At 69.3% G+C, this 20,011-nt stretch carries 14 protein-coding genes and 1 riboswitch; of the genes, 2 read left to right on the forward strand and 12 right to left on the reverse strand.

What is annotated here, in order from left to right; all coding sequences use genetic code 11:
• Positions 1–53: 53 nt before the first annotated feature.
• The 9 genes from eno to ACFYO0_RS23480 form a co-directional block, all read right to left on the reverse strand.
• Positions 54–1,340 carry a phosphopyruvate hydratase gene (eno, locus tag ACFYO0_RS23440; RefSeq protein WP_388679127.1) on the reverse strand — a complete coding sequence of 429 codons (1,287 nt, stop codon included), beginning with the start codon at positions 1,338–1,340 and terminating at the stop codon, positions 54–56.
• Positions 1,341–1,608: 268 nt separating this feature from the next.
• Entirely contained in the window at positions 1,609–2,304 is a 696-nt protein-coding gene (locus ACFYO0_RS23445; RefSeq protein WP_388679129.1) for a transglycosylase family protein, read from the reverse strand.
• A 4-nt stretch (positions 2,305–2,308) separates the two neighbouring features.
• Positions 2,309–2,477: riboswitch (cyclic di-AMP (ydaO/yuaA leader) on the reverse strand.
• 204 nt (positions 2,478–2,681) lie between these two features.
• Entirely contained in the window at positions 2,682–3,656 is a 975-nt protein-coding gene (locus ACFYO0_RS23450; protein WP_388679132.1) for a transglycosylase family protein, read from the reverse strand.
• A 236-nt stretch (positions 3,657–3,892) separates the two neighbouring features.
• On the reverse strand, positions 3,893–5,215 hold the full coding sequence (locus tag ACFYO0_RS23455; protein WP_388679135.1) for a cytochrome P450: 1,323 nt from the start codon (positions 5,213–5,215) through the stop codon (positions 3,893–3,895).
• Between the two features lie 86 nt (positions 5,216–5,301).
• Positions 5,302–6,288: a nucleoside triphosphate pyrophosphohydrolase gene (locus ACFYO0_RS23460; RefSeq protein WP_388679138.1), complete on the reverse strand. Its 987-nt coding sequence runs from the start codon at positions 6,286–6,288 to the stop codon at positions 5,302–5,304.
• 58 nt (positions 6,289–6,346) lie between these two features.
• Complete coding sequence (locus ACFYO0_RS23465) at positions 6,347–6,994, reverse strand: SurA N-terminal domain-containing protein (RefSeq protein WP_388679141.1); 648 nt, start codon at positions 6,992–6,994, stop codon at positions 6,347–6,349.
• A 142-nt stretch (positions 6,995–7,136) separates the two neighbouring features.
• The gene (locus ACFYO0_RS23470) at positions 7,137–8,618 is read right to left on the reverse strand and encodes a protein kinase (RefSeq protein ID WP_388679488.1); all 1,482 of its coding nucleotides are present in this window, start codon (positions 8,616–8,618) and stop codon (positions 7,137–7,139) included.
• Between the two features lie 38 nt (positions 8,619–8,656).
• Positions 8,657–9,241, reverse strand: a complete 585-nt coding sequence (locus tag ACFYO0_RS23475) for a hypothetical protein (RefSeq protein WP_388679143.1) — start codon at positions 9,239–9,241, stop codon at positions 8,657–8,659.
• Between the two features lie 122 nt (positions 9,242–9,363).
• Positions 9,364–10,071: an HNH endonuclease family protein gene (locus ACFYO0_RS23480; protein ID WP_388679491.1), complete on the reverse strand. Its 708-nt coding sequence runs from the start codon at positions 10,069–10,071 to the stop codon at positions 9,364–9,366.
• 189 nt (positions 10,072–10,260) lie between these two features.
• On the opposite strand from ACFYO0_RS23480, the gene ACFYO0_RS23485 reads away from it, so the two are divergent.
• The gene (locus ACFYO0_RS23485; RefSeq protein ID WP_388679146.1) at positions 10,261–10,656 is read left to right on the forward strand and encodes a hypothetical protein; all 396 of its coding nucleotides are present in this window, start codon (positions 10,261–10,263) and stop codon (positions 10,654–10,656) included.
• A gap of 43 nt (positions 10,657–10,699) precedes the next feature.
• Here the strand turns inward: ACFYO0_RS23485 and mfd are convergent, their stop codons facing one another.
• The gene (mfd, locus tag ACFYO0_RS23490; RefSeq protein WP_388679149.1) at positions 10,700–14,275 is read right to left on the reverse strand and encodes a transcription-repair coupling factor; all 3,576 of its coding nucleotides are present in this window, start codon (positions 14,273–14,275) and stop codon (positions 10,700–10,702) included.
• Between the two features lie 218 nt (positions 14,276–14,493).
• Here mfd and ACFYO0_RS23495 point away from each other — a divergent pair, with 218 nt between their 5' ends.
• Positions 14,494–15,951 (forward strand): DUF2079 domain-containing protein, encoded by a 1,458-nt coding sequence (locus ACFYO0_RS23495; RefSeq protein WP_388679152.1) that lies wholly within the window; start codon positions 14,494–14,496, stop codon positions 15,949–15,951.
• Between the two features lie 657 nt (positions 15,952–16,608).
• Here the strand turns inward: ACFYO0_RS23495 and ACFYO0_RS23500 are convergent.
• Positions 16,609–19,188: an ABC transporter permease gene (locus tag ACFYO0_RS23500; RefSeq protein ID WP_388679154.1), complete on the reverse strand. Its 2,580-nt coding sequence runs from the start codon at positions 19,186–19,188 to the stop codon at positions 16,609–16,611.
• Positions 19,185–19,973 carry an ABC transporter ATP-binding protein gene (locus ACFYO0_RS23505; protein WP_033323132.1) on the reverse strand — a complete coding sequence of 263 codons (789 nt, stop codon included), beginning with the start codon at positions 19,971–19,973 and terminating at the stop codon, positions 19,185–19,187. The genes ACFYO0_RS23500 and ACFYO0_RS23505 overlap by 4 nt, the downstream gene beginning before the upstream one ends.
• Positions 19,974–20,011: the final 38 nt, after the last annotated feature.

Consider the following 20,011-nt stretch of genomic DNA (forward strand, 5'->3'; position numbering starts at 1 on the left):
CACACGGTACGGGACCGCGTACGGGGACGTGGGCAAGGAGGTGCCTGTGCAGGTCAGCCCTTGAAACGGGGGAAGGCCGAACGGCCCGCGTACACCGCAGCGTCGTCGAGGATCTCCTCGATGCGCAGCAGCTGGTTGTACTTGGCGACGCGGTCCGAGCGGGCCGGGGCGCCGGTCTTGATCTGGCCACAGTTGGTGGCGACGGCGAGGTCGGCGATGGTGACGTCCTCGGTCTCGCCCGAGCGGTGGGACATCATGCACTTGAAGCCGTTGCGCTGGGCCAGCTCCACGGCGTCCAGGGTCTCGGTCAGCGAGCCGATCTGGTTGACCTTGACCAGCAGGGCGTTGGCGGAGCCCTCCTCGATACCGCGGGCGAGGCGCTCCGGGTTGGTGACGAAGAGGTCGTCGCCGACGATCTGGACCTTGTCACCGATCTTGTCGGTGATGACCTTCCAGCCAGCCCAGTCGTCCTCGAACAGCGGGTCCTCGATGGAGACGAGCGGGTACGAGGCGACGAGCTCCTCGTAGTACTCCGTCATCTCGGCGGCCGAGCGCGACTTGCCCTCGAAGAGGTACGAGCCGTCCTTGTAGAACTCGGAGGCGGCGACGTCGAGCGCCAGGGCGACCTGCTCGCCGGGCTGGTAGCCGGCCTCCTTGATGGCCTCGATGATGAGGTCGAGGGCGGCGCGGTTGGACTCCAGGTTCGGGGCGAAGCCGCCCTCGTCGCCGAGGCCGGTGGACAGGCCCTTGGTCTTCAGCACCTTCTTGAGGGTGTGGTAGACCTCGGCGCCCCAGCGCAGCGCCTCGGAGAAGGACTCCGCGCCGATGGGGGCGATCATGAACTCCTGGATGTCCACGTTCGAGTCGGCGTGCGAGCCGCCGTTCAGGATGTTCATCATCGGTACGGGCAGCAGGTGCGCGTTCGGCCCGCCCAGGTAACGGAACAGCGGGAGGTCGCTGGCCTCGGAGGCGGCGTGCGCGACGGCGAGGGAGACGCCGAGGATGGCGTTGGCTCCGAGCGAGCCCTTGTTGTCGGTGGCGTCCAGGTCGATCATGGCCTGGTCGATCAGTCGCTGCTCGGTGGCGTCGTAACCGACGAGCTCCGGGCCGAGCTGCTCGATGACGGCGAGGACGGCCTTCTCGACACCCTTGCCGAGGTAGCGGTTGGCGTCTCCGTCGCGGAGTTCGACAGCCTCGAAGGCGCCCGTGGAGGCGCCGGACGGAACGGCGGCACGACCCGTGCTGCCGTCGTCGAGGCCGACCTCGACCTCGACCGTGGGATTGCCTCGGGAGTCCAGGATTTCCCGGGCTACGACGACGTCGATGGACGGCACGAGCATCTCCTTCTGGGATGTGACGCGATTACGCGGGCCGCTGGGCCCGCACAGCGCGAAGCCGCGGCGGCTCCGCGATGACGAGCCTAACCGGCTCCGGGCGCTCAGCCAGCCGTCCACCCCTCTTATGGGCCGAACCGAAGGCGAATTGTTTCCGAACTGAACAAAAAGTCCCGCCCCGGTGCGTACGGGGGAAGACGCACCGGGGCGGGACTGCTGGGGGCTCAGCTTCGGCCGCTCTGGGGGCCGGGCTTCAGCTGAGCCGGGGCTCAGTTCAGCTGAGGTGCAGCTGCTGGCCCGGGTAGATGACGTCCGCGTTGTCGACGATGTCGTCGTTCAGCTTGAACAGCTTCTGCCAGCCGCCCTTGACGTCGTTCTCCGTGGCGATCTCGCTGAGGGTGTCACCCTTGACGACCTTGTACTCGCCGTCGCCCTTCTTGACCTTCTTGCCGGTCGGGGTGGTGACGGTCTTCTTGGCAGCCGGACGGTCCGCGGAGCGGGAAGCGCGCTCCTCCTGGGCCGGGGCGCTCTGCTGCTGGGACTGCTGGGTGTTCTCCTGCGCGGCACCGGAGCCCGAGGAGCCGCCGCCGGTGTACGCGGCGCTCGACAGACCCTTGCCGCAGACCGGCCAGGCACCCTTGCCCTGACCCGCGAGGACCTTCTCGGCGATCTCGATCTGCTGGGCCTTGCTGGCCTGGTCGGCGGTGGCGGCGTACTTCGTGCCGCCGTAGCCGGCCCAGGTGGAGGCGGAGAACTGCAGGCCGCCGTAGTAGCCGTTGCCGGTGTTGATGGACCAGTTGCCGCCCGACTCGCACTGGGCGACGGCGTCCCACTCGGAGGCGGTGGCAGCGGAAGCCGTACCCGACACCATCAGCGGGGCGGCGATGGCGGCACCGGTGACACCGGCGAGCGTGGCTATGCGGGTGGCCTTGGACGGGCGACGGTGCTTGCCCTTGCCGGAAAGCAGCATGAAGAGATCCCCTCACCGACGCCTACGAGGTGAGCTGTCGGGTTCGGGCCTGGTGAGTTGCCCGGCCGTGCGGATCGCTCCGCACGACTTCACCCCAAGCCGCACCTGGTCTCGACGACCGGGCCCGGCACTTACCTTGGGTCCCCCGCTCCTGCCTACGGCGCTTACGCGACGACTGTTCCCGTACGGCCGTTGGCAGGATTCGGCGTGACGTCCGTCGGGGCCCGCTGTGGCGAGCGGTCACGACCGTAAACATGCGATCCGCCGAATTTCAAAGACGATCAGGGCCTTTGAGATCCATGTCTCACTTTCACCAAACCGGACATCCGGCACGAACTGCCGCTACTTTTGGCCCGGTTCGGCACCTTGCACACCACTCACTCTGCGCCGAGTTCAAGGCGCTGACCGGGGAGGATGAGGTCCGGATCGGCGCCGACAGTGTGCTTGTTCGCGGAGTACAACTCGGACCATCCGCCTTGGAGGTCAAGGGAGTCGGCGATTGCCGAGAGGCTGTCTCCGGAACGGACGGTGTACGAGCCGTCCGAAGCGTCCGCCGCATCGCGTGAGGCGCTGCCCGCGCGCGAGGCATGCCGGCCGGCGGAGTCGTCCACACGGGGGGCATCGGCACCCTCTTCGGCGCTGCCGCCACGGTGACGGCCGGTGCCGTGATCTGTGTTCGTACTCTCACTCCCGCCGGTCGAAGAGTCGGCGTTCTCACCCGAGTTGCCTGATTCGCCCTCATTCGTCGCACCCGTGGATGGACTGGGCGAGCTGTCGGGGCTCGGTGATTCGGCGGTGGAATCGCTGCCGGAGTCCTGCGAACCGTCGGTGGACGACCCGGACGTACCGGACGATCCCGAATCAGCGGATGTACCGGACGAGTCGGAACTGTCGGAACTGTCGGACGATTCATCCTTTGCGGAGTGGTCACTTGACGTCCGCCCCGAATCGGAGCCCGATCCCGAGTCCGCCTCGGTGGGCGGAGTGGAGGTCGGTGTGGGCGAATCCTGCGCCAGGCCCGTGTCAACGTCGGCCGAGTCGGAGTTCTGCGTCAGGCCCGCGACCAGTCCACAGGTCGCCCAGGGGCTCGTACCCTTGTCCGCGAGGATCTTCTCGGCGACGGCTATCTGCTGCGAGCGACTGGCCAGGTCGGCCCTCATCGCGTAGTCGAGACCGCCGTACTGCTCCCACTCCTCCTGGGCTATCTGGAGGCCGCCGTACTCCCCGTTGCCGGAGTTGGCGCTCCACGAGCCGCCGCTCTCGCACTCGGCGACCGCGTCCCAGGTCGCACCACTGGCGGCACTCGCGCTGCTCGCCGCGAGGAGGGGGATCGCGATGGCCGATCCGGTCACCCCTGCCGCCACAAAGAGAGCCGGCGCCTGACGGGGGCGACGGTGTCGACCGTTCCCGGAGAGCATGCGATTGCCTTTCACGCGACAGTGTGTGACGTGGGTGTGACCCATGGGACTGATGAGGTTCGCTTTCGCGTGAACCTAGTGGGACCCGATCACTTGTCACCAGTAGATGTAGCGCAGATCACGTGAAGATCACGGACTTGAGGGTACGTCAGCTTTGAGCTGGGGGTTCGTCAGTCTTGAGTCCGGGCTTCGCCGGCACTGAAACCGGGCGAAGAGAGGGTGAAGCTGACGGGCAACGTCCGCAGGCCGCGCATGATGAGTCCCCCACGCCACCGCAAATCTGTTGAATTCACTGCTAGTTGCAGATCGGGGAGGCGGGTGAGGAGCGTCGCGAGTGCGGTCCGGCCTTCCAGCCGGGCGAGGGGTGCGCCCAGGCAGTAGTGGATGCCGTGCCCATAACCGAGGTGCTGGTTGTCGCGTCTGCCGAGGTCGAGGGTGTCGGAGTCGTCGAACCGCTCGGGGTCACGGTCGGCGGCGGCGAGTACGACGAGTACGGGGTCGCCGACCGCGATGTGCTGCCCGCCGATGGTGACCGCCTCCGTCGCGAACCGCCAGGTGGCCAGCTCCACGGGGCCGTCGTACCGGAGCAGTTCCTCGACGCCGGTTTCGAGGAGGTCCGTTTCTCCGGCTGCCAGGGACTTCTGCAGCCGATACCGCTGCTCGGGGTGCGTGAGCAGCGCATACATGCCGTTGCCCACCAAATTGACCGTGGTCTCGAAACCGGCGAACAGGAGGATGAAGGCCATGGCTGCGGCCTCGTTCTCGGTGAGGTGCTCGCCGTGATCGGAGGCGCGGATGAGTCCGGAGATGAGGTCTTCGCCGGGGGTGGCTTCGTCGGGGAGCGCTGCACGCTTGCGGTGGATGAGCTCGGCGAGATAGCCGCGCATCTTCTTCACGGACCGGGCGACGCCGCCGCGCGGCCCTCCCCCGTGCCGGATCATCATCCCGGCCCAGTCCCGGAAGTCGTCCTGGTCCTCGCGGGGGACGCCGAGCAGATCGCAGATCGCGTAGATGGGGAGCGGGAAGGCGAACTCGTGAATGAGATCGGCGCTGCCCCTGTCCGCGAACCGATCGATGAGCTGGTCGGCCAGCTCCTGTACGCGCGGCGCGAATTCGGCCACGCGGCGCGGGGTGAACGCCTTGGCCACGAGCCGCCGGAGCCGTGTGTGATCCGGCGGATCGATATTGAGCAGATGAGTCATCAACTCGGCCTTGCGCTCACCGGGGATACCGGTCTTGCCCTTGGCGTGGGCGGGTTCGTCGTGGTGAGCGGGGTTCTTGCTGAGCCGCTGATCAGCGAGGGCCTGCTTGGCATCCGCGTACCTGGTGACCAGCCAGGCCTCGACTCCACTCGGGAGTCGGGTCTTGTGCACGGGGGCATGCTCACGGAGCCAGGCGTACGCCGGGTAGGGGTCGGTGGCGAACTCCCAGGTGAAGAGTTCGGGGGGCGGGCCGGCGAGGGCGGCGCTCCGAGCAGGCGGCTGGTCGTGCATACCTTTGACCGTAGCCGCCCGCCCTGGCCGACGTGTCTCCACGGTGGAGCTACCCCAGTCGCAGCAGCCCCGGCCACACAGCCGCGTCAGCCCTCCGTCGCCCGTATCGCATCCCGATAGGCCCGCGCGGCAGCCCGCAGCGCCGCCTCCGGGTCCACCCCGTCCGCCTCGGCGCGTGCCGCCATCGCCAGCAGTTCGTAACCGACGCCCTCGCCCTGCGGTATCGGCACCTCAAGTCCCGCTGTGCGTACTCGGGATGCCAGCTTCGCTGCCAGGGCCAGGCCGGGCTGGCCCAGTGGGACACCCTCCGTCACGGACGTGCGCTGCTTCTCCGCCGCCTTGGTGCGCAGCCAGTGGGCCTTGACCTCTTCGGGGGTCGTGGCGGTTTCGTCGCCGAAGACGTGGGGGTGGCGGTGGATGAGCTTGGTGACGATGCCGCCTGCGACGTCGTCTATGGAGAAGGGTTCCGACCCATCCTCCGGGCGGCCTTCCTCCGCTATCCGGGCATGGAAGACGACCTGGAGCAGGACATCGCCCAGTTCCTCCCGCAGCTCGTGACGGTCACCCTCCTCGATCGCCTCGACGAGTTCGTACGCCTCCTCGATGCCGTATTTCGCGAGTCCCTTGTGGGTCTGCTGGGAGGACCAGGGGCATTCGGCTCGGATGCGGTCCATGACCTGGACGAGGTCGAGGAGGCGGGCGCCGGGGAGGTCGTACGAGGCGGGGAGCAGTTCCAGGTCGGGCATCTGGACGCGGCCGGAGCCGGCCAGGCGGGCGAGTCCGTCGGTCAGTTGGGGCTCGCCCTCGCCCGTGGCGACCACGGTCACCGTGTGGCCGCCGGCGCAGGCGTCGACGAGTTCCTCGGCGGTCGAGGCCGCCTCGTCGACCTTGACGCCGGCCTCGCGCAGATACGGCAGCTGGGGGTGGGCGCCGTCCGCGCACAGGACGCGGTCGGCGTCGTGCAGCGCCTGCCAGGCGGGCCAGGACAGGAGTCCGGGCGCGACGCGGTGGCTGGTGGTGAGCAGGACGATGCGCCCCGGGCTGGATGCGTTCACCCCTCGAACGTAACCCACGCCACCGACAACAAGGTCGGACAGCAGACGCGGAATACGCAGAAGGCGCCGACAGCGGTTACGCCGTCTCCTGGCTGCCCGCCTGCGTCACCTGGCGCAGCCACGGCAGCTTGGCCTCGACGCGGCTGTTCTTCTCGGGGTCCCAGGTGCCGTAGCGCGGGTTCAGGTCGACGTCGAGTTTCTTGGAGGCGTCGGACAGGGCCTTCCAGAACGCGGGCCCGCTGGTGTCGGTGCCCAGCTGGGCGGCGACCTTCTGGGCCTCGAGCTGGAGGCGGAGGTTCTCGTCGATCCGCTCCGGCGGGATGCCGTACGTCTGCAACCAGTCCCTCTCCAGCGCCTCGACACCGCCCGGCTTGTCCTCGAGCTCGGCCCGGACCCGCGTGACCTCCTTGCGGGAGACGGTCACGCCCGCGTCCTGGGCGGCGCGGTGCAGCACACGGTCGAGGACCATGTTGTTGAGGATCTCGCGGGTGAGGCCGCCGGACTGGGCGATGGCCTGCCCGTACTGGGCGTCGTCCGCGATGGCGGCCCGCTGCGCGGAACGCACCTCGCTCACCCTGTTCTCCAGCTGGGAGACCGTGATCCGGTCGTCGCCGACGACGGCCGCGGCACCGGGATGCGCCTCGTCTCCGCAGGCGGTGAGGAGAGGGGCCGCGGTGACGAGCGTGGCGGCGAGGAGGAGCGCGGTGCGACGGCGGCGGTGCAAGGAGACCTCCAGTGGGAGCTTGTGCGGCGGTGCACAAAGTCTTGCGGTGATCGATGGTAGGCAGGGGACCGGCTCTCGGCCACCCATTCGACCCAACGATTCGCCAAGAGTTCCGTACTGCCCCGAAGTCCCTGCGACGTCACTAACCGCGCACTTGGCCCAGCCATTGCAGCGTCCGCCGGATCTCCACGGCCATCGGGCGGCCCGGCCCCTGGAGGCGCTCCACGTCGAGGAGCAGCCGGGCCAGCGTTTCGTGGGCGGCTCCCCGGTCGCCGAGGGCGAGGAGGAGGTGGCCGATGCGGCGGCGTACGTCGTAGGAGAGCTCGGGGTCGCCGGCCACGTACTGGTTCTCGTAGTACGGCAGCAGGGACCGGTACTCCGCGAGCGCGGCGGCTGGTTCGCCGAGCTGTTCGAGGCACTGGGCGGCTTCGTAGCGGAAGCGCAGGGACTGCGGGTCGGCCTGGCCCGCCTCCTTGGCGCGCTCGTCGGCGAGGCGGCGCAGCTCGGGCAGGGCTCGGCGGAACTGGCCGTCGTCCATCAGCGTGGCCGCGTACTGCTTGCGCAGGGTGCGGACGACGGGCGAGTGCTCGCCGTGCTGCTCGGCCGCGGCCGGGAGGATCGAGCCGAGGATGTCGACGGCCTGCGTGATACGGCCCTCCCCGAGGAGCTGCTTGACCTCGTCGACGGCGCGCGCGACATCGGGTTTCTCCACGGCCGGGGTGGCCTGCGGCTGGGCCGCGGGGGTGCGGGCCCGGTCGGGCCAGGGAGCGTGCGGGCGCAGGAAGGGGCGCGCCGGGTCGAGCGGGCCGCCGCTCGGGATTCCGCGCGCGGGGAGCATCGGGAGCAGTTGCTCGTAGGTGTCCTGCGCGGAGGCCGGGCGGTGCTGCGGGTCCTTGGAGAGCAGGCGCAGGACGAGCGCTTCGAGCGGCTCGGGGACTTCGGGGCGCAGTTGGCGTACCGGAACGGGCGGTTCGTAGAGGTGCCGGTGGAGCACGCCGAGGGCGGTGGAGCCCGAGAACGGCACATCGCCGCTGAGCAGTTCGTGCAGCAGCACGCCCAGCGCGTACAGGTCGGTGTACGGGCCGACCGCGCCGCCCATCGCCTGCTCGGGCGCCATATAGGCGGGGCTGCCGATGGGTGAGCCGGTGTGGGTGAGGCGGGTCGTGTCCGTGTCCATGACGGAGGCGACACCGAGGTCGAGGACGGTGACCGTGCCGTCCTGCTTGACCATCACATTGCGGGGCTTCAGGTCGCGGTGCACGATCGGCACGGCGTGCACCGCGGACAGTACGGCGCACAGCTGGGCGGCGACCGCGACGGCCCACTGCCAGGGGTACGGAGTGTGCTCGGTGAGGTGGCCGGAGAGGTCGACTCCGTCGACGTACTGCATGACGAGGAACAGCTCCTCGCCCTCGGTGCCCGCGTCGTGCACCGTGACCAGGCCAGGGTGGTCGACCTGGGCGGTGACGCGGCACTCGCGTACGAAACGGCGGCGGAGCTCGTCGGCCTCCTGGCCCGCGACCTTGTCGGGGCGCAGCAGCTTGACCGCGACGCGCCGGTCCAGGCGCTGGTCGTATGCCGTCCACACCTGGCCCATGCCGCCCTGGCCGATGAGCGTGGACAGTTCGTAGCGTCCGGTGATCACGCGTCCCGACGCCACGGTCACCTGTCGTCCTCCTGCTTGCGGAGGTAGTCACTCAGCTCGTCGAGCTCGGCGCGCACCTGGTCGATCCGGACGGGCGCGGGGCGCTGCGGGGGCGGCGGGGCGGGTGCCGACTGGGGCGGGGGAGGCTGCGGGACGGGTGTGCCGGCGTACGGCTGCGGGGCGGGCGGCTGGGGGGCGGGCGGTGCCTGCTGGAAGCCGTAGAGGGTCGTCTGTTGGGGCGGCGCGTTGCCCATGACCATGGGCTGTCCGTAGTGGTGGATGTCCACGATCAGGAAGTAGATGGCGCAGGCCACGCCGCTCAGCATCATGAGGACCAGGCCCAGGGTGCCGTTCGGGCTGCTGAAGTCGTCGGTGTTGTCGGTGCTCATGAGCGCGATGGCGAAGGTCCAGATTGCGAGCGAGGCTCCGAAGGCCCACCACTCGCGCTGTCGGCGCGTCACCAGGGCGGCCCGCAGCGTCGCCGGCCAGCCGAGGAACCCGCAGGTCATGAGAGGCAGTGCCACGAGGATGACGCGCAGCGTAACCACCGCCCCCGTCGAGGGTCGACGCGGCGGTGGCGGCGCGTAGCCGTGGCCGTGCATGGATGCTCCTGAAGACCTGATACCAGCAGACGTACGAGTGTGGAGACGAGCGTATAGGCCGACAAGGACAACGGTCCCTGCTTGTACCGAACCGTTGTAACGCCGAGCGCCTACGGGGCTACTCAGTTTGCGTGGAACCGTTCCGGCGCTGTTGTCGGGTTCCCTCCCGAGGGGAGCTTCTGCCCGGGGCAACCGGCCAACACCCTTTCCATGGCGGCCTTCTCGGCCTCCGTGACCCACAGCCCGTACTTCTTCTTCACGGCTACCTGCCCTGCCACATACGTGCAGCGGTACGCCTTGTTGGGCGGGAGCCAGGTCGCCGTGTCACCGTCGCTCTTGCTGCGGTTGGTGCTCGCATCCACGGCCAGGAGGTTGAGCGGATCGTTGGCCAGGGCTATTCGCTTGCTGGGGTCCCACTGCTGGGCGCCCTTCTGCCAGGCGTCCGACAGGGCGACGACGTGGTCTATGTCGACCTGACTGCGTCCGCGTACGAACGTCACGTCCTTGTTGGTGTACGGGTCCGGGTCGAGCGTCCCCGAGCTGACCTCGCAGTCGTCGTCGCCGAACTTCACCTCCTTCAGATCCCGTTTGAGTATGTCGTCGCGGGTCCCACAGCCGTTCGAGTCGGTATCGGCCCAGGGGCTGCCGAACCTGTCGCGGTCGTATCCCGTCCTGGGCGCCCTCCCCTTGACGGTCAGTGAGTCGACGGCGGCCAGGGCGGCACCGCCGGCCGATTCCCCGGAACGGCCCGAAGCCGTAGGCCCCGTCGGTTCGTCCGGTCCCGCCGAACCCGTGCCGTCCACGGTGCAGCCCGTCACGGCGAGCAGCATGACCGCGACACCGGCCCCCTTGGTCCAGAGCGTCACGCGCGCTCTCCTCCCCTTGCCTCCCGGGTCCGCCCTGGTCGGGCGGTCCCGCTGTGTTCCTCACGGTAGCGAGCGAGGGGTCCGGGCATAACGGCCGCGTGCTGTCGGGGATGCTGTTCCGGTCGCGGCCGGACCAGCGCAAAGGAGTACCGAATGGCCCCCGCACCACCCGCGCCCCGCACACTCAGCGGCGTCCTGATCGCCGAAAGCCTGTGCGTCGGCAGCGAGTTGAGCGGCGTTCCGCTCCGCGTCACGTCAATTCAGCGCATCGCGGTCGGCGACGCCACCGCCGATCAGCCCCGGCACTGGACCCTGCTGCACTTCCGGGCCCCTGACGACGCGGCCGGGCAACTCGCCGAGGCACTGGCGAGTTGCCTGGCGCCGACCGGCGGTTGGTACGTCGACTACAGCACCACGACCGAGACGTACGTCGTCTTCGCCGACCGCGTCTTCCGCTACGCACGCGGCGACGCGGCGACGCGCGCCGAAGTGGAGGCGTACGCCCGCTCGGTGGGCGTACCGGAAACCCAGCTGGACTGGGGGGACTGAGGCCGACGCCCCGGCCTCGGCCCCGACCGGCCGCGCCCGCCCCTCACGAGCCCAGGATCGAAGCCAGGAACTCCCCCGTCCACCCCAGCAACTCTCGCCCGACCAGCGGCATTCCGCCCACCTTCGCTGTCTTCGGGCGCGGAACCAGGACCTGGTGGACGGCGGGCTTGATGACGACCCCCGGGTACAGACGCTTGACCCGCAGCTCCTGGGACTCCCTCAACTCCACCGGTGCGAAGCGGATGTTGTTCCCCTGGAGCACGATCTCGGCGACTCCGCATGCTCGCGCGAGCATGCGGAGTCCGGCGACCAGGAGCAGGTTCTCCACCGGCTCGGGCAACTTGCCGTAGCGGTCGACGAGTTCCTCGCGTACGGACTTGATGTCGTCCTCGGAGTTCACCGAGGCGATCGCCCGGTACGCCTGGAGGCGCAGCCGCTCGCCGGGCGCGTAGTCGTGCGGGACGTGTGCGTCGACCGGGAGCTCGATCTTGACCTCCAGCGGCGGCTCCTCCTCCACACCGCCTTCCAGCGACGCCCGGTAGTCCGCGACTGCCTCGCCCACCATGCGTACGTACAGGTCGAAGCCGACGCCCGCGATGTGGCCCGACTGCTCGCCGCCCAGGAGGTTTCCGGCGCCTCGGATCTCCAGGTCCTTCATGGCCACGTACATGCCCGCGCCCATCTCCGTGTGCTGGGCGATGGTGGCGAGGCGTTCGTGGGCCGTCTCGGTCAGCGGCTTCTCCGGGGGGTACAGGAAGTACGAGTAACCACGCTCGCGGCCACGCCCCACCCGGCCCCGCAGCTGGTGCAGTTGCGAGAGGCCGAAGTTGTCGCCGCGCTCCACGATCAGTGTGTTCGCGTTGGAGATGTCGATGCCGGATTCCACGATCGTGGTCGACACGAGCACGTCGAACTTCTTCTCCCAGAAGTCGACGACGACCTGTTCCAGGGCCTGTTCCGACATCTGGCCGTGGGCCGTGGCGATGCGCGCCTCCGGGACGATCTGCCTGAGCCTCGCCGCCGCGCGGTCGATGGACTCGACGCGGTTGTGGATGTAGAAGACCTGCCCCTCGCGCAGCAGTTCGCGTCGGATCGCCGCGCCGATCTGCTTCTCCTCGTACGGCCCGACGAAGGTCAGGACCGGATGCCGCTCCTCCGGAGGCGTCGTGATCGTCGACATCTCGCGGATGCCCGTCACCGCCATCTCCAGGGTCCGGGGGATCGGAGTGGCCGACATCGTCAGCACATCCACATTGGCCCGCAGCTTCTTCAGCTGTTCCTTGTGCTCGACCCCGAACCGCTGCTCCTCGTCGACGATCACGAGCCCGAGGTCCTTGAACTTCGTCTCGGCGGAGAACAGCCGATGCGTGCCGATGACGACGTCCACCGAGCCGTCCCGCAGACCCTCCAGGACCGCCTTCGCCTCCGTGTCCGACTGGAAGCGCGACAACGCCCGGACATTCACCGGGAACTGGGAGTAACGCTCGCCGAACGTCCCGAAGTGCTGCTGCACCAGCAAGGTGGTCGGCACGAGCACCGCCACCTGCTTGCCGTCCTGCACGGCCTTGAAGGCCGCCCGTACCGCGATCTCCGTCTTGCCGTATCCGACGTCTCCGCAGATCAGCCGGTCCATCGGGACCGTCTTCTCCATGTCCTCCTTGACCTCGGCGATGGTCGTCAGCTGGTCGGGCGTCTCCACGTACGGGAAGGCGTCCTCCAGCTCCCGCTGCCACGGGGTGTCCGCGCCGAACGCGTGCCCCGGTGCCGCCATCCGCGCGCTGTAGAGCCTGATCAGGTCGGCCGCGATCTCCTTGACGGCCTTCTTCGCGCGCGCCTTCGTCTTCGTCCAGTCCGCGCCGCCCAGGCGATGCAGTGTGGGGGCCTCGCCGCCCACGTACTTGGTGATCTGCTCCAGTTGGTCGGTCGGGATGTAGAGCCGGTCGCCGGGCTGGCCGCGCTTGGCGGGGGCGTACTCGACGACCAGATACTCGCGGGTCGCGCTCTGCACGGTCCGCTGCACCATCTCGATGTAGCGGCCGACTCCGTGCTGCTCGTGGACGATGTAGTCGCCCGTCTCCAGGGTGAGCGGGTCGATGGTCTTGCGGCGGCGGGCGGGCATACGCGCGCCCTCCTTGCCGGCCGCCCTCTGACCCGTGAGGTCGGTCTCGGTGAGGACGGCGAGCTTCAGTGCCGTATCGACGAAGCCGTACTCGATCGAACCGCACGCCACCTGCACGACGGACGGCGCCAGCCCACCGAGGTCCGACTCCAGGCGGGCCGCGATGCCCTCGCCGCCGAGGACCTCGACGGTACGGGCGGCCGGGCCGTGCCCCTCGGTGACGAACACCGCGCGCCAGCCGTCCGCGAGCCACCCCTTGGTGTCGGCCAGTGCCCTGGCGGTGTCGCCGCGGTACGCCTCCGGGGCATGCATGCCGAGCTTCAGCGTGTCCGCGTCGCCCTCTTCGTCCGCCGCGAAGGGCGACACCGACCACCACATCATGCCCAGCTCACGGGCCCGGTCCCGGACATCCGCGATGGACCACAGGGAGGCCGCGCCGACGTCGATGGGCGCCTCTCCCGCCCGTCGCCCACCACCCTTGCCGGAGCGGGCTTCGCCCGCGCTGGACATCGCGGTCGCCGCCCATGACGCCTGCAGGAACTCCTGCGAGGTCGCCACCAGATCCGAGGCCCGCGTCCGTACCCGCTCCGGATCACATACGACGGCCATGGCGCCCTGGGGCAGTACGTCGAGGAGCAGCTCCATGTCGTCGACGAGTACGGGAGCCAGGGACTCCATGCCCTCGACGGCGATACCCTCCGCGATCTTCCCGAGCAGTTCGCCCAGCTCGGGATGCGCCTCGGCCAGCGCCGCCGCCCGCCGCCGAACCTCGTCCGTCAGCAGCAGCTCACGGCAGGGCGGCGCCCACAGCCCGTGCTCGGCGACTTCGAGGGAACGCTGGTCGGCGACCTTGAAGTAGCGGATCTCCTCTACGTCGTCGCCCCAGAACTCCACGCGCAGCGGGTGCTCCTCGGTGGGCGGGAAGACGTCGAGAATTCCACCGCGTACGGCGAACTCGCCGCGCTTCTCGACCAGTTCGACCCGGGAGTACGCCGCTGCCGCCAGCGCCTCGACGACATCGCCGAGGTCGGCGCTCTCGCCGGCCCGCAGGGCCACAGGCTCCAGGTCGCCCAGGCCCTTGACCTGGGGCTGGAGCACGGAGCGCACGGGCGAGACGATGACCGAGACCGGCCCGGTCTCCGGGTCGTCCGGGCGCGGGTGCGCGAGCCGCCGCAGCACCGCGAGCCGCCGCCCCACGGTGTCGCTGCGCGGGGAGAGGCGTTCATGCGGAAGGGTTTCCCAGGAGGGGTACTCCACGACCGTGTCGGGGGGCAGCAGCGACCTGAGCGCCGCCGCCAGATCCTCGGCCTCGCGGCCCGTGGCGGTCACCGCGAGGACCGTACGGCGGGTTTCACGCGCCAGCGCCGCGATCGTGAAGGGGCGGGCTGCCGGGGGGCCGACCACGTCGATGTGCATTCGGTTGCCGTCCGTGGCGGCCTTCACCGCTTCGGTGAGAGCGGCGTCCTTGACGACGGCGTCGAGCAGACCGTGCAGGCTCATGAAGGGGCTTCCATCCGGAGGGTGGGCAACGCGTAGCGCCCGACACGTCGTACGGGCCGGGGGTGTCCTAGGGTACGTCGGCTCGGTCGCGGGTGCCGGGGCTGTGGATAACGTCTGGGTCTGGAACGGCCCCGCGCCCCTTACTGGGCTCCCTCACCGCAGAGGTACCGTCTCAGGTCGAGCCCCTAGACCGATCGCCCGACCGAAGGACCGCCCCCGTGCACGGAGCCCCCGTCGCCACGTCCGAAGCCGACCGGACCGCGCAGGACCCGACGCAGCCCCCGACGCCGGTCGCGCCGTCCCGTGACCGGGGGCTTCGCCGCCTTCTGGACGGGCGACGGGATCCGCACCTCCTGGCCGCCGTGCTGTTCGTGGCGTATGCCGTGGTCTCCATAGGCCGCTACGTGCGGCTGGGGACCAGGTCCTGGGACCTCGGCATCTTCGAGCAGGCCGTGCGCGCGTACGCGCATCTCCAGGTGCCCGTCGTGGATCTCAAGGGGCCCGGCGCCAACGTCCTGGGCGACCACTTCAGCCCCGTCACCGCGCTGCTCGCCCCCTTCTACCGGGTCTTCCCCTCCCCCGTCACGCTGCTCGTCGCCCAGGCCGCGCTGCTGGCGCTGTCCGCCGTGCCCGTGACCCGTGCTGCCGCCCGGCTGCTCGGACGCCGGCGCGGGCTTGCGCTCGGCGTCGCGTACGGGCTGTCGTGGGGCATCCAGCGGGCCGTCGACTTCGACTTCCACGAGATCTGCTTCGCCGTTCCCCTGATCGCCTTCTCTCTGGAGGCGTTGCTGCGACAGCGCTGGCGGGCTGCTCTGTACTGGGCCCTCCCCTTGGTCCTGGTCAAGGAGGACCTCGGTCTGACCCTGGCGACTCTCGCGCTCGTCGTCGCCTTGCGGGCCCGGAGATCCTCTCGCCGGACGGCCCTGGCCGCGCTCGGGGTCGCGGCCTTCGGCGTCTTGGCCACGGTGGTCACCATGACCCTGGTCATACCTGCCTTCAACACCACGGACGCCTACGACTACTGGAGCAAGGTCAGCGACTCGAGCGGCCCCTTCGACGGCTTCGACACCAAACTCCGCACCGTCGCCTGGCTGTTGATCCCCACCACCGGGCTGCTGGCCCTGCGTTCCCCGCTCCTCCTGATCATCCTGCCGACACTGGGGTGGCGCTTCTTCTCCTCCGATCCGCATCACTGGGATACGGAGTGGCACTACAGCGCGATCCTCATGCCGGTCGTCGTGCTCGCCCTGGCCGACGCGCTGGCCGGCGCGCGGCGCAGTTCGCGGCCCTGGCTGCGTTCGTACGCCCTTCATCTGCCCACCGCGGTCGCCTCGGCGGCGCTCGCGCTGACGACCACGTTGCCGCTCGGGGCGCTGACCGAGTCCGCCGCCTATCGCGTGCCCGCGCGTGTTTCCGCCATCGACGGGTTGCTGGGGCGAATTCCGGACGGTGCCACCGTCGAGTCCAACATCGGGCCGATCAGTCGCCTCACCTCTCGGTGCCGGGTCTTCTGGATCACCAACACCCGAGGGGTGACACCGGACTTCATCGCCCTGGACAACACCTCCCGGCGTTACGAGGACGTCCCGGGCTACGTCCGGCAGTTGCACCCGCGCGCGGAGTATGTCGTCGCGGGCTCGGCCAGGGGGTACGTGGTTCTCGAACGGGTGGGATGACGTACGTCGCGTGCGCGTGGGTGGGGGCAGGCGTTTCTTTTCCCCAGCCCCGCCCCTTCCCGAAAACTGGGGGCTGCGCCCCCAGGCCCCCACCCCCTGGCGGGGGCCTGGGGGCTGCGCCCCCAGGCCCCCGCCAGGGGGTGGGGGTGACACACGGCGTGTCGCGGCTGCGGGTGCGTCGTGGCTGGTCGCTCCCCCACTCTCGGCTTCTCCCCCACTCTCGACTTCGCTCGAGCGGGGGGACCCCCATCGCGGCGGAGCCGCAAATTGATACAGCCCCGCGCCCCTAAAAGGCAAAAGACTGCGACTCCCCGCCCCCGAACGGACCGGCACCCTGAAAGCCCGTACCCCCAACTACCCGCGCTCTCCCACCGGCGGGAGGGGACGTGGGCCGGTGCGTCGTACGCCCGTCGCGTAGGTTCTGTCTCAGGTCACCCGCGCCTTGTGTGAGCCGGAGGGCCGTATGCCCACCCTGCGACGGGCTGACGCACCGGCCCACGGCCCCGACCCCCAACGAACCCAGGGGCGCGGGGAACTGCGCGACCAGCCACCCACAAACCCGCACCCGAAAACGAACAACTGAAGGAGCCCGGCGCCCCCCGGCGCCGGGCTCCTTCCCCCGTACCCCCGTACCCCCGTCCACAGAAGCCTGCGCAGCTACTCCGTTGCGATCGCGTTCAGTACATTCATCCGGCCCGCCCTGAACGCCGGTACCAGCGCTGCGAACAGCCCCACGAACGCGGATCCCAGGAACACTCCGGTGATCGTCGGCCACGGAATCTCCAGGACCTTCATGCCCTCCAGGGCCAGGAGCTGCTGGGCGGTCGCGCCCCAGCCCATGCCCAGGCCAAGGCCCAGGAGGGCGCCGAACAGGGCGATCACCACCGACTCCAGACGGATCATGCGCCGCAGCTGACGCCGCGAGAGGCCGATCGCCCGCATCAGACCGATCTCCCGTGTCCGCTCCACCACCGACAGCGCCAGCGTGTTCACCACACCCAGGATCGCGACGATGATCGCCAGGGCCAACAGGCCGTAGATCATGTTCAGGAGCTGGCCTATCTGGTCCTTCAGCGCTTCCTTGTAGTCGGTCTGGTCGCGAACGGTGTACTGCGGATAGTCGTCCAGCGCGGTCTTCAGCGACTTGTACGCGGCCGTCTCCTGGCCGTCCTTCGCCGAGGCGAAGACCATCGTGTCGAGCGGCATCTTGTCGGCGGGGACGTACTTGGCCATCGTGTCGATGGATGTGTACATGGCCCCCTGGTCGATGACGACCTCACTGCTGGTGATCGCACGGACCGTCAGCCGGGCGGTGGAGCCTTCCTTGAAGGCGACCGAGATCTTCGAGCCGAGGCTGATGCCGTGAGCCTTGGCGAAGTCCTCGTGGACGGACATCGAGTCGGGCCGGTAGGCGTCCTTGAGGTTCCCTGCGACCGTCTCGGTGTTCAGGTCCGTGGCGTAGCTCGGGTCGGCCGCCGTGATGGCCGTTTCCTTGAGCGTCTTGCCGTCGGGGGTGGTGAAGTCGGCCTCGGTCCACTTGTACTCGGTGACCCCCTTCAGGCCCTCCGCCGACCTGGCCGCCTGCACTGCCTGCGGCGTGATCAGCTGGCCGCTGTCGGACTGGATGATGAAGTCCGTACCGACGGTCTTGTCCAGCTGGTCCGTAGCCGACGCGACCATTGACGAGCCGACCACCGACAGGCATGCGACCAGCGCGAGGCCGATCATGAGCGCGGCGCCGGTCGCCCCCGTACGACGCGGGTTGCGCAGCGCGTTCCGCTCGGCCATCCGCCCGACCGGTCCGAAGATCCGCAGCACCACGGCACTCAGTACCCGCACCACGCCGCTCGCGAGCAGCGGGCCGATGACGACGAAGCCGATCAGCGACAGCACCACACCACCGCCCAGCCACATCGAGCCCTCGCTCGCCTTGTCGGCCTGGGACGCGAGGTACAGCCCGTAACCGCCGGCGCCCGTAAGGACCAGGCCCAGCAGAGCCCGTATGACACCGGACTTGGCGTCCACCGGCGCCCCGGAGTCCCGCAGCGCCGCCATCGGCGAGACCTTGCCGGCCCGCCGGGCGGGCAGGTACGCGGCGAGCACGGTGACCACGACGCCGAGCACCAGGCCGACCACCGGGGTGGTCCAGGCGACGGTGAGGTCGTCAGTGGAGAGGTTCATGCCGGTGGCGCCCATGAGCTTCATCAGGCCGATGGCCAGGCCCACGCCCGCACCGACCCCCAGCACCGAGCCGAAGACACCGAGCAGCAGCGCCTCGGCGAGCACGGACCGGTTGACCTGCCGGCGACTCGACCCGACGGCCCGCATCAGGCCGATCTCGCGGGTCCGCTGGGCGACGAGCATCGAGAAGGTGTTGATGATCAGGAAGATGCCGACGAGGAAGGCGATCCCGGCGAAGCCGAGCATCGCGTACTTCATCACGCCCATGAAATCGCCGACGTCCTCGGCGTTGGCGTCCGCGACCTCCTTGGCCGTCTGGATCTGGTAGCCGCTGTCGAGCGCGGCCGTGACGTTCTTCTTCACCTGGGCGTCGCTGAAGCCGGAGGCAGCGGTGATGTTGACGTTGGTGTAGACGCCGGTGTCGCCGACCAGGGCCTTCTGCGCGGTCTTCGTGTCCAGGTAGAAGATCGCGGCACCCGGGTTGGTGACCTCGAACTTCGCGATGCCCGAGACCTTGGCCCGGTGCGTGCCCACCGCCGTGATGACGCCGATCTCGTCGCCGAGCTTCAGGTGGTGCTTGTCTGCGGTGTCGGCGTCGACCATGATCTGGTCCGGTCCGCGCGGGGCGTTGCCGGAGGAGATCTTCATGGTGCGGGCTTCGTTGGCGTTCCAGTTGCCGACGATGGTCGGGGCGCCGCCCGAAGGCGAGAGGCTGTCCTTGTCGGCGTCGACGACGGTCACCGAAGTGGAGAAGACGGTGCCCTCGGCGGACTTGACCCCCTCCGCCTTGCGCACCTCGCCCAGCACGGACGCGGGCATGACCGGCGGCTTGCCGTTGTCGGCCTGGGTCTCACCGGTGTCCGAGGCGCCCTTGGCGCTGACCTGGACGTCGGACGAGGTGGCCGCGAAGAGCTTGTCGAACGTCGTGTTCATCGTGTCGGTGAAGACGAGCGTTCCGCAGACGAAGGCCACCGACAGCAGGACCGCCACGGCCGAGAGGGCCATACGTCCCTTGTGCGCGAAGAAGTTGCGCATCGAGGTCTTCATGACGGTCATGACGTACGCCCCCGGGCGTCGAAGTCCTTCATCCGGTCCAGGACGGTTTCGGCGGTGGGCTTCCACATCTCGTCGACGATCCGTCCGTCGGCCAGGTACAGCACCCGGTCCGCGTACGAGGCGGCCACCGGGTCGTGGGTGACCATCACGATGGTCTGGCCCAGCTCGTCGACGGAGCGCCGCAGGAAGCCGAGCACCTCGGCTCCGGCGCGGGAGTCGAGGTTCCCGGTCGGCTCGTCACCGAAGATGATCTCGGGCCGCGCGGCCAACGCCCGTGCCACGGCGACGCGTTGCTGCTGGCCGCCCGAGAGCTGGGTCGGCCGGTGCTTCAGCCGGTCACTCAGGCCGACCGTCTCGACGACCTGGCTCAGCCAGCCGCGGTCCGGCTTACGGCCCGCTATGTCCATGGGCAGAGTGATGTTCTCGAGCGCGTTCAGCGTCGGCAGCAGGTTGAAGGCCTGGAAGATGAAGCCGATCCGGTCCCGGCGCAGCTTGGTGAGCTTCTTGTCCTTGAGGCCGGTGATCTCCGTCTCGTCCAGGTAGATCTGCCCGGAGGTGACGGTGTCGAGGCCGGCGAGGCAGTGCATCAGCGTGGACTTGCCGGACCCCGAAGGGCCCATGATCGCGGTGAACTGGCCCCGCGCGATGTCCACGTCGACGTGGTCCAGGGCGACGACTCGGGTCTCCCCGGATCCGTATGCCTTGACGACCTGCCGCGCCCGCGCGGCAACGGCCGTACGCCCTCCAGTGCCCCCGTGCCTGGGAATGGTCACAGCCGAAGTCACGGTATGTCTCCTAAGTCGGTCAGCAGGTTGTATGCATC

This window comes from Streptomyces sp. NPDC006365 (genome assembly GCF_042870755.1).
Lineage (GTDB): Bacteria > Actinomycetota > Actinomycetes > Streptomycetales > Streptomycetaceae > Streptomyces > Streptomyces xiangluensis.

What these genes read in the sequence shown, in the direction of transcription:
- eno (WP_388679127.1), bottom strand. Translation starts at nt 1,340, where the DNA reads ATGCTCGTGCCGTCCATCGACGTCGTCGTAGCCCGGGAAATCCTGGAC.
- ACFYO0_RS23445 (WP_388679129.1), bottom strand. Translation starts at nt 2,304, where the DNA reads ATGCTGCTTTCCGGCAAGGGCAAGCACCGTCGCCCGTCCAAGGCCACC.
- ACFYO0_RS23455 (WP_388679135.1), bottom strand. Translation starts at nt 5,215, where the DNA reads ATGCACGACCAGCCGCCTGCTCGGAGCGCCGCCCTCGCCGGCCCGCCC.
- ACFYO0_RS23475 (WP_388679143.1), bottom strand. Translation starts at nt 9,241, where the DNA reads ATGCACGGCCACGGCTACGCGCCGCCACCGCCGCGTCGACCCTCGACG.
- ACFYO0_RS23480 (WP_388679491.1), bottom strand. Translation starts at nt 10,071, where the DNA reads ATGCTGCTCGCCGTGACGGGCTGCACCGTGGACGGCACGGGTTCGGCG.
- ACFYO0_RS23485 (WP_388679146.1), top strand. Translation starts at nt 10,261, where the DNA reads ATGGCCCCCGCACCACCCGCGCCCCGCACACTCAGCGGCGTCCTGATC.
- mfd (WP_388679149.1), bottom strand. Translation starts at nt 14,275, where the DNA reads ATGAGCCTGCACGGTCTGCTCGACGCCGTCGTCAAGGACGCCGCTCTC.
- ACFYO0_RS23500 (WP_388679154.1), bottom strand. Translation starts at nt 19,188, where the DNA reads ATGACCGTCATGAAGACCTCGATGCGCAACTTCTTCGCGCACAAGGGA.